The sequence below is a fragment of the Mesorhizobium sp. M4B.F.Ca.ET.017.02.2.1 genome (assembly GCF_003998955.1).
Taxonomy (GTDB): Bacteria; Pseudomonadota; Alphaproteobacteria; order Rhizobiales; family Rhizobiaceae; genus Mesorhizobium; species Mesorhizobium abyssinicae.
The window spans coordinates 1-7,041 of sequence record NZ_RZOF01000329.1 but is presented as its reverse complement, the minus strand read 5'-3'; the positions used below and the strand labels follow the sequence as shown (position 1 = coordinate 7,041).

Genomic DNA, 7,041 nt, shown 5'->3' with positions numbered 1-7,041 from the left:
TCACGCTGGCGTCGCTGAAGTGATCCACCACCGCCGCGATGGCGAACACGCCGCCCAGCCGCTCGTACAGGCTTTTCTCAGGCTTGGCCTGCTCCTGCGCGAGCGCGTTGTTGGTGGCCACTACAGTCGTCGATGCGGCGGCGACCGCCAGCGCGACGACGCTTCGTCTTGTGAGAGAGGTCGAAACAGCCGTTTTCATCTCTGGTTCCTTCGCGTTGGGCCAGAGCAAGCCGCGGCCTGGTCTGGCGGCGTCAATGATTTGATTTTCGGATATGTCCACTTTGCCTTACCCGGCATGGTCCGCGGCATTAACGAGCGCCGCGCCCGACTAGTTCCGTTTGAGCCGGCTGGGCGAAGGACCGGCAGCGCGAAGGCGAGGGGCATGTTTGCAAGCGGCATTTGACCATGCCGGCGCGGTTGGGGCTCGAAACGGTCCCGGCCTACCAACCGCACCGCTGGCTTCGCAGCTCCGATTGCGCGGCGATTCCCCGCATCGTGACGTTGTATCCGGCAGTCTCACCCGGTCGGCGCGATGGCATCAGGCCGCCCTGGGTTCATGCGCCCTGTCGACCCGGCGGCGGATCACGCGAAGTCTGCCTTTCTCGTTCACCCCAAGCTATCCCAAGGCTTTATGGGTGCCGGTGGGCGCGGGGTTGGAAAAACGATGACGCAACGTGCGCTGATCACATGCGTTCTATTGGGAGGACCGTGCCCGATCTGACGGGCCGGCCTCATGCGCTGAAAGATCGGAGGCATCGGGATGTCCAAGTTCAAAGAAGCTCTTGAGCGCGGAAAGGAAGCCCGGAATCAGAAGAGGAGAGGCGCCGACAATGCGAGGGCTGCGGAGCGAAATGTGCCTGTGGCGGACTTTGAGGCGCAAGCGAGGGCCTGGCTGGATGACGTCGTTGTTGCATCGTTGCAAGCGGCCAATGCCGAGGTCGCTGGCGAGGTGGCTTTCGACATAGACACCGCATCCGATCGCTTGGTCAAAGCATCGACACCGTCGATGCGGTTCGAGATCTACAGGAAGCGGCAATCGGAAAATGCGGTCAGAAGGATGTTCACAGTCAGTGTCGAGGTGAGCGGAGCGGTGTCCGTGTCGGCCCCCGGGATGGTAGCGAAAGACGTCGGAAACATAGGCGACAAGTCTGACGCAAAGTTCCGCAACCTGGTCGCGGAATTGATCGAGGAGGCGGCAAAGGGCACCTAGCCAGCCCTTCGCGCCTGCCCTAGATACCCGCGCCATGCCCCAACGCTACGGCATAGAAGAGACACCTGAAGGCACGTGGGACATCGTCGACGTCTTCACCGGTTTGCCGGTCGTCGAGGACGGCGTCCCCCTGATCGACATGCCCATCGAAGAGGCCGACGATCTGGTCGGCCTCCTCAACCGTCGCGACAGGGAGCAGCGGGGCAAGAACGGCATCTGATCCCGCCGCGAAAAGCGGCAGCCTGCCTGATACCGGATTGTGACAGCGCTGAAACACGTCGCCGCCAGCGGCGGCATCCCTGCGAAACGCCCCGGAGGGAAAGTCATCGCTTACCAATCCCAGGAGTACGCCGATGACACCCGACCAGATACGCCTTGTCCAGGACAGCTTTCGCGAGGTCGTTCCGATCCGCGTGGCCGCAGCCGCCTTGTTCTATGAACGCCTGTTCGCCATCGACGGCGATCTCCGGGCGCTGTTTCCGGAGCGCGACATGACCAAGCAGGGCGCCAAGGTGATGGCGGCGCTGGGTTTCGTCGTGCACGGGCTGGACCGCGCCGAGACCATCCTGCCCACCGTGCGCGATCTCGCCCGGCGCCACGTCGGCTACGGCGTCGAGGAACATCACTACCCGATCGTCGGACAGGCCCTGATCGAGACGCTCGCCGCCGGTCTCGGCGACGCCTTCACGCCGCCGGTGCGCGAGGCCTGGGAGGCGGCCTATGGCTTGCTGGCGAGCGTGATGATTGAGGCAGCGAGGGAGGTGCAGATCGCCGCCTGAGGGGGTGCGCGATGCGCTGCAGAGGACGTCCCGAATGGTCATGCCGCGCAGCTGCGTCGGCATGACCATTTTCGCCAGGTCGTTGGCCTCCTGCGGGCTTCCGACTCTGTGGGTTTCGATGTTCCTCAAGCGATCTTGACGTGCCGCGTCACCTGGCCATTGCTCTCCCAGTACGTATGCTTTTTGGCGATCAAGGGATCATCCATTGCTGGTTGGATCTGGCCCGTGGCGCTGACCGCGCGCGAAGTCACCGTGTGTTCTCCCGGCGAGGGGTTTGCCCATGTCAGGGACCAGATTTTCCAGGCGTGTTCGGCCTCCTCGCTGTGGTCGATAGTCGCTGGCGCCCAAGGCTCTTGATCGATCTGCACTTCGACCCGGTCGATGGGTGCCCCCCAGGCGGCCCCGATGATCGAGTAGTCCGAGCCTTTCCGGGTAACCTTCGCGGGCGCCGACTTCAGCAGCGCTCGGCCCACCGAGTTCTCGGTCCACACGGTCTCGCCATTGTGGTCTTCCTCCCGGATGGTGACATAGTCGCGGGCCATCAGGAGGCTCATGAACCTGGTGTCGCGAACCTCGATGCGCTTCAGCCACTTGACGTTGGCGATCCCATACCAGCCCGGAGCAATGAGCCGTAGCGGGAAACCGTTGGCCGCCGGCAGCGCGACGCCATTCATTTCATAGCAGAGCAGATTGTTGGGATTCATGGCGTCGGCGAGCGACATGCTGCGCGCGAAGTTCTGCTTCATCTTGACGTCGCGTATCGGGATCTCGCTTTCGTCAGTCCCGAAGAAGACGACCTCGATGCCCTTCTCCAGAACGCCGGCCTCCTCGAGGATCGGCGCGAGCGGCGTCCCTGCCCAGCGTGCATTGCCGATGCCGCCGGTGAAAAAAGGAAACCCGTGGTTGCCTGAGCATTCCACTGTGAACACGACCTCCTGGCGCGGTCGCGCCCTGATGTCGGCGAGCGTCAACTTCAAGGGCTTCTTGACCAGCCCTCCGATCTCCATTGACCACGTCTTTTCATCGATCGTTGGTCGATTGAAATGCGAGTGCTGAAGAACTTGTCGTTTGGCGTTATCCAGCTATCCAGATCCTCCCAGACAAGCTGGCTTTGGATACCTACCGGATCGGGATTTTCGGTCGGCTGATCCAGCCACGGAATGGTTTCCTCGCCCGCCTGTGCTGGAAAAGCGCAAGCCCGACGCGAGGCATGGAGAGCAGCGATTGCGACAAGAGCCGCACTTCCTTGAACGAGAAGTTCTCTGCGTTGAAGGCTATGCATGTTGTTACCTCCCAGTTGATTCCGGAGCAGGCTGCAACGTGCGTTAGGCCGTAGCCTGACCGCGGATATGCGACACAATGAAAACTCTGCCCAGCCGAAAGTATCCGGCGGGTGAGACAGTCACCGACGCACCTCAAGCATGTGAAGCGTTGGGCGAAACTAGACTGCGTTTCGCAATCCAAGAGTGCGCCCATGAAGAGGACGTGTCCACAACTTGGACGTGACATGATCACTTTGTGGCATTGTACTTTGTGGCATTAGACACCCGGTATGGCATCTGTTTGCGCAACGCCGGACGTAGCCCGCTCGCCCAAATTCATGCGGGCTTCATAAATCCGTTGCGACGGTCTCGTACGTGAAGGGGGCGGCCTTGTTTTGAGGCCACCGCCCCTGGAAAAGGATGGAAACAATGTCCAAGCTCCCCGCCAAGACCGAAACCATCGAAAACGTCGAATCCCCTGCCTTCGACCCGTCCAAGGCTGTCGAGCAAGTCCGCGCTGTCGCCGAACAGAGCGTCGAGCAGTCGAAGGAAGTATTTTCCAAATTGAGTTCAGAAGCCGAAACGACTCAAAAGGCCGTTGAGTCGACCCTCAAGATGGCCAAGACCACCGGCAACGAGGTCTCCCTGCAGATGATTGCCGCTCTGCGCACCAATGCAGAGGCCTCCTTCGCGCACCTCGAAGCACTGGTGGCCGTGAAGTCGCCGTCCGAGTTCCTCGAACTGCAGACCGCTTTCCTGCAGAGGCAGATCGAAAAGTCCGCCGAGCAGGCCAAGGCCCTCCAGGCATTGATGCTGAAGGCTACCGAGGACGTATCCAAGCCGATCAAGGACGCCTTGGAGAAGGCCCTGAAGGAACGCAAGGCGGCCTGATTGCCTGAGGCAACCCGAGCTGGCGCCTCGCGCCGGCTCGGCGCCTGGTATCCGCCGGCCATTCGTAGTGGCCTAATTCGTCCAGATCGAGCATGCAACCTTTTGGCCGGTGGCGGGGTCGCGGACGGTTTTCGCGGCGATGCGGTGTAGGCCAACGCGGTTGGATTTGACTTCCTTGCTGGCGAGGTAGGTCGGATCGCCGACTTCCCAATGATAGCGTGTGTTTGCCGGAGCGCGCTGCCAGGTGAATTTCGAGGCGTAAGCCACCTGACCCGGAACGGTGTGGTCGAAGCGGCAGTCGATGGTCGCCGGCATCAGCCCCTTCGCTGCCATCGCATTGATGACCGCGTCGGCATTGGCCGCGGTCAACCATGCGTCTATGCCGCTGGTCTGGAATGTGTCTCTTCCGCTCGTCCGGTACGTCATGCATCCTGCAAGGGATGCCAGCAACAGCGCGCCAATTGTTGCGCTCGCTCTGCCTGCCCACTTGCTGCCTTCGCGCCTGCTGCCTGCCTGATTGATGCGCATGCCCCGTCTCCTTCCGAAAAGGTGGAAATCAGCCGGGTCAGACTGTGCCCGGTGCGGCATACCTGCGTATATTAGGAACTTCACATGCTGCAGCCATTCATCGGGCCGCGTCAAAGATGCTGAGTCCAAGCCGAGCCTGGCCGCGCGCCCTCGCGCGGCGCCCAGCATATGGGCCGAATTTTGCGTCCGTCGATCTTATGATTTTGAGCAGGCGCCGCCGCGCGGACGCCCGTGTGGCCGCCCCGCCACAAAAGGTTAGCCAAGCCATCTCTTAACGGTCCTTACCCCCAAAATTAACCATTCGTTAACCATTCGGCCCCTAGCGTTTACCTATCAGTAAGGAATCGCTTCCCGTGACCTTCGCAGCCCCCGTCGAGACCAAATCCATCCGTTTTCGCGCCCGTTCTTTCGTCGCTTTCACGCTCACCCCCGAAGCGCCCGTGGATGTCTGGCTGGAGAGCCTGGACCGCTGGATCGGCAACTCGCCGGGCTATTTTGCCGGGCGGCCGGTGGTGCTCGATCTCAACACCTTGAAGCCTGATGTCGCGGCGATCGATTCGCTGGTCGGCGTGCTCGGCCAGCGCGGCATTCGCGTCTATGCCATCGAGATGGATGGCGGCGCCGAGCTTGGCTCGCACCTGCCGCCGAAGCTGATCGGCGCCAAGGAGGCGACCAGCGACGGATTGCTCTTGCATCCCGGCCGCAAGAAGGCGGAAGAGGGCAAGGCTGACGAGCAAAAGCCGGAGGACGGCAAGGCGCCGGCGAAGCCCGCGCTGCCGGGCGGCGACACGCTGATGGTGCGCACGCCGATCCGCTCCGGCCAGTCGATCTTCCATGCGCATGGCGATGTCATCGTTCTCGGCTCGGTCGCGTCCGGCTCCGAGATCGTCGCCGCCGGCTCCATCCATGTCTATGGCACGCTGCGCGGCCGCGCTTCCGCCGGCGCGCTCGGCAACACTTCGGCGCGCGTCTTCTGCCGCAGGAACGAGGCCGAGCTGATCTCGGTCGACGGCTGGTACACCACCGCCGAGGAGATGGAGAAGGTTTCGCGCGGCAAGGCGGTGCAGGCCTTCCTCGAGAACGACGTGCTGTGTGTGGTGCCGCTCGGCTGACCCCGGCCGAACTGGGGCGGCGCAATCGTAAGCCTGGGACCGGTTTCGCGTGCGATGGTCCTGTAACACCGTGCCTGGCACGGCCGAAACAACAATCGCCAAACGGAGGCATTTCATGGGCAAGGTAGTGGTGGTCACCTCAGGCAAGGGAGGCGTCGGCAAGACGACGTCGACAGCGGCGCTGGGTGCCGCGGTCGCCAAGACCGGCAAGAAGGTGGCGCTGGTCGATTTCGACGTGGGCCTGAGAAACCTCGACCTGATCATGGGCGCCGAGCGGCGCGTCGTGTTCGACCTCGTCAACGTCATCCAGGGCACGGCGAAGCTCTCGCAGGCGCTGATCCGCGACAAGCGGGTCGAGACGCTGTTCCTGCTGCCGGCCTCGCAGACGCGCGACAAGGATGCGCTGACCGAGGAAGGCGTCGGCGAGGTGATCGAGCGGCTGCGCTCGGTATTCGACTATGTCTTCTGCGACAGCCCGGCCGGCATCGAGCGCGGCGCCCAGCTCGCCATGCGCTTTGCCGACGAGGCGGTCATCGTCACCAACCCGGAGGTCAGCTCGGTGCGCGATTCCGACCGCATCATCGGCCTGCTCGACGCCCGCACCATGAAGGCCGAGCAGGGCGAGGCGATCGCCAAGCACGTGCTGGTGACGCGCTATGACGCGGCGCGCGCTGCGCGCGGTGAAATGCTCTCGATCAACGACGTGCTGGAGATCCTGTCGACGCCGCTGCTTGGCATCATCCCCGAAAGCCAGGATGTGCTGAGGGCCTCGAACCTCGGCTCGCCGGTGACGTTGGCCGATCCGGCCAACGTCGCCGCCAAGGCCTATATCGACGCCGCAAGGCGACTGGAAGGCGAGGACCTGCCGGTGGTCGTGCCCTTCGAGCGCAAGGGCCTGCTCAACCGTCTGCTCGGAAGGAGGGCGGCATGAACATTCTCGACCTCTTCAAGCGGCGCACCAGCGCGCCGGTGGCGCGCGAGCGGCTGCAGCTGCTGCTCGCCTACGAGCGCCAGAGCCGCGGCCAGCCCGATCTGGTCTCCATTCTGCGCGAGGAGATCATGGCGGTGATCGCCAAGCATGTGCAGATCGATCAGGATTACCTCCAGGTCTCGATGGAGCGCGGCAAGACCATGTCGACGCTGGAAATCGATATCCAGATCCCCAACAAGAGCGCCACGCCGCTGGCGCTGGCGGGGTAGCAGGTGCTTTACCTCTCCCCCGCCAGAGGCGGGGGGGGGGGGGGGGGGGGGGACGGCGG

General features: G+C 63.1%; 8 protein-coding genes and 2 pseudogenes. 7 read left to right on the top strand and 3 right to left on the bottom strand.

Annotated elements, in window-relative coordinates:
- Nucleotides 1-199 (bottom strand): annotated as a pseudogene (locus EN738_RS27935) (group 1 truncated hemoglobin); the annotation flags it as partial.
- Between the two features lie 561 nt (nucleotides 200-760).
- Here EN738_RS27935 and EN738_RS27930 point away from each other — a divergent pair.
- From EN738_RS27930 to EN738_RS27920, 3 genes are all read left to right on the top strand, one after another.
- Complete coding sequence (locus tag EN738_RS27930; RefSeq protein WP_127286483.1) at nucleotides 761-1,210, top strand: hypothetical protein; 450 nt, start codon at nucleotides 761-763, stop codon at nucleotides 1,208-1,210.
- Between the two features lie 34 nt (nucleotides 1,211-1,244).
- The gene (locus tag EN738_RS27925; RefSeq protein ID WP_127286482.1) at nucleotides 1,245-1,430 is read left to right on the top strand and encodes a hypothetical protein; all 186 of its coding nucleotides are present in this window, start codon (nucleotides 1,245-1,247) and stop codon (nucleotides 1,428-1,430) included.
- Nucleotides 1,431-1,563: 133 nt separating this feature from the next.
- Complete coding sequence (locus EN738_RS27920) at nucleotides 1,564-1,989, top strand: globin family protein (protein WP_127286481.1); 426 nt, start codon at nucleotides 1,564-1,566, stop codon at nucleotides 1,987-1,989.
- 125 nt (nucleotides 1,990-2,114) lie between these two features.
- Here EN738_RS27920 and EN738_RS27915 read toward each other — a convergent pair.
- Nucleotides 2,115-3,271: pseudogene (locus EN738_RS27915) on the bottom strand (sulfite oxidase).
- Between the two features lie 409 nt (nucleotides 3,272-3,680).
- On the opposite strand from EN738_RS27915, the gene EN738_RS27910 reads away from it, so the two are divergent.
- Complete coding sequence (locus EN738_RS27910; RefSeq protein ID WP_127286480.1) at nucleotides 3,681-4,142, top strand: phasin; 462 nt, start codon at nucleotides 3,681-3,683, stop codon at nucleotides 4,140-4,142.
- A 72-nt stretch (nucleotides 4,143-4,214) separates the two neighbouring features.
- On the opposite strand, the gene EN738_RS27905 is transcribed toward EN738_RS27910, so the two are convergent.
- Entirely contained in the window at nucleotides 4,215-4,670 is a 456-nt protein-coding gene (locus EN738_RS27905) for a hypothetical protein (RefSeq protein ID WP_127286479.1), read from the bottom strand.
- Nucleotides 4,671-5,023: 353 nt separating this feature from the next.
- Between EN738_RS27905 and minC the strand changes: the two genes are divergently transcribed.
- From minC to minE, 3 genes are all read left to right on the top strand, one after another.
- A complete protein-coding gene (gene minC / locus EN738_RS27900; protein WP_127286478.1) occupies nucleotides 5,024-5,782 on the top strand; it encodes a septum site-determining protein MinC in 759 nt (252 codons plus the stop codon).
- A 115-nt stretch (nucleotides 5,783-5,897) separates the two neighbouring features.
- Nucleotides 5,898-6,713 carry a septum site-determining protein MinD gene (minD, locus tag EN738_RS27895; RefSeq protein WP_127286477.1) on the top strand — a complete coding sequence of 272 codons (816 nt, stop codon included), beginning with the start codon at nucleotides 5,898-5,900 and terminating at the stop codon, nucleotides 6,711-6,713.
- Nucleotides 6,710-6,982: a cell division topological specificity factor MinE gene (gene minE, locus EN738_RS27890; RefSeq protein ID WP_127286476.1), complete on the top strand. Its 273-nt coding sequence runs from the start codon at nucleotides 6,710-6,712 to the stop codon at nucleotides 6,980-6,982. The genes minD and minE overlap by 4 nt, the downstream gene beginning before the upstream one ends.
- The last annotated feature ends 59 nt before the right edge of the window (nucleotides 6,983-7,041 follow it).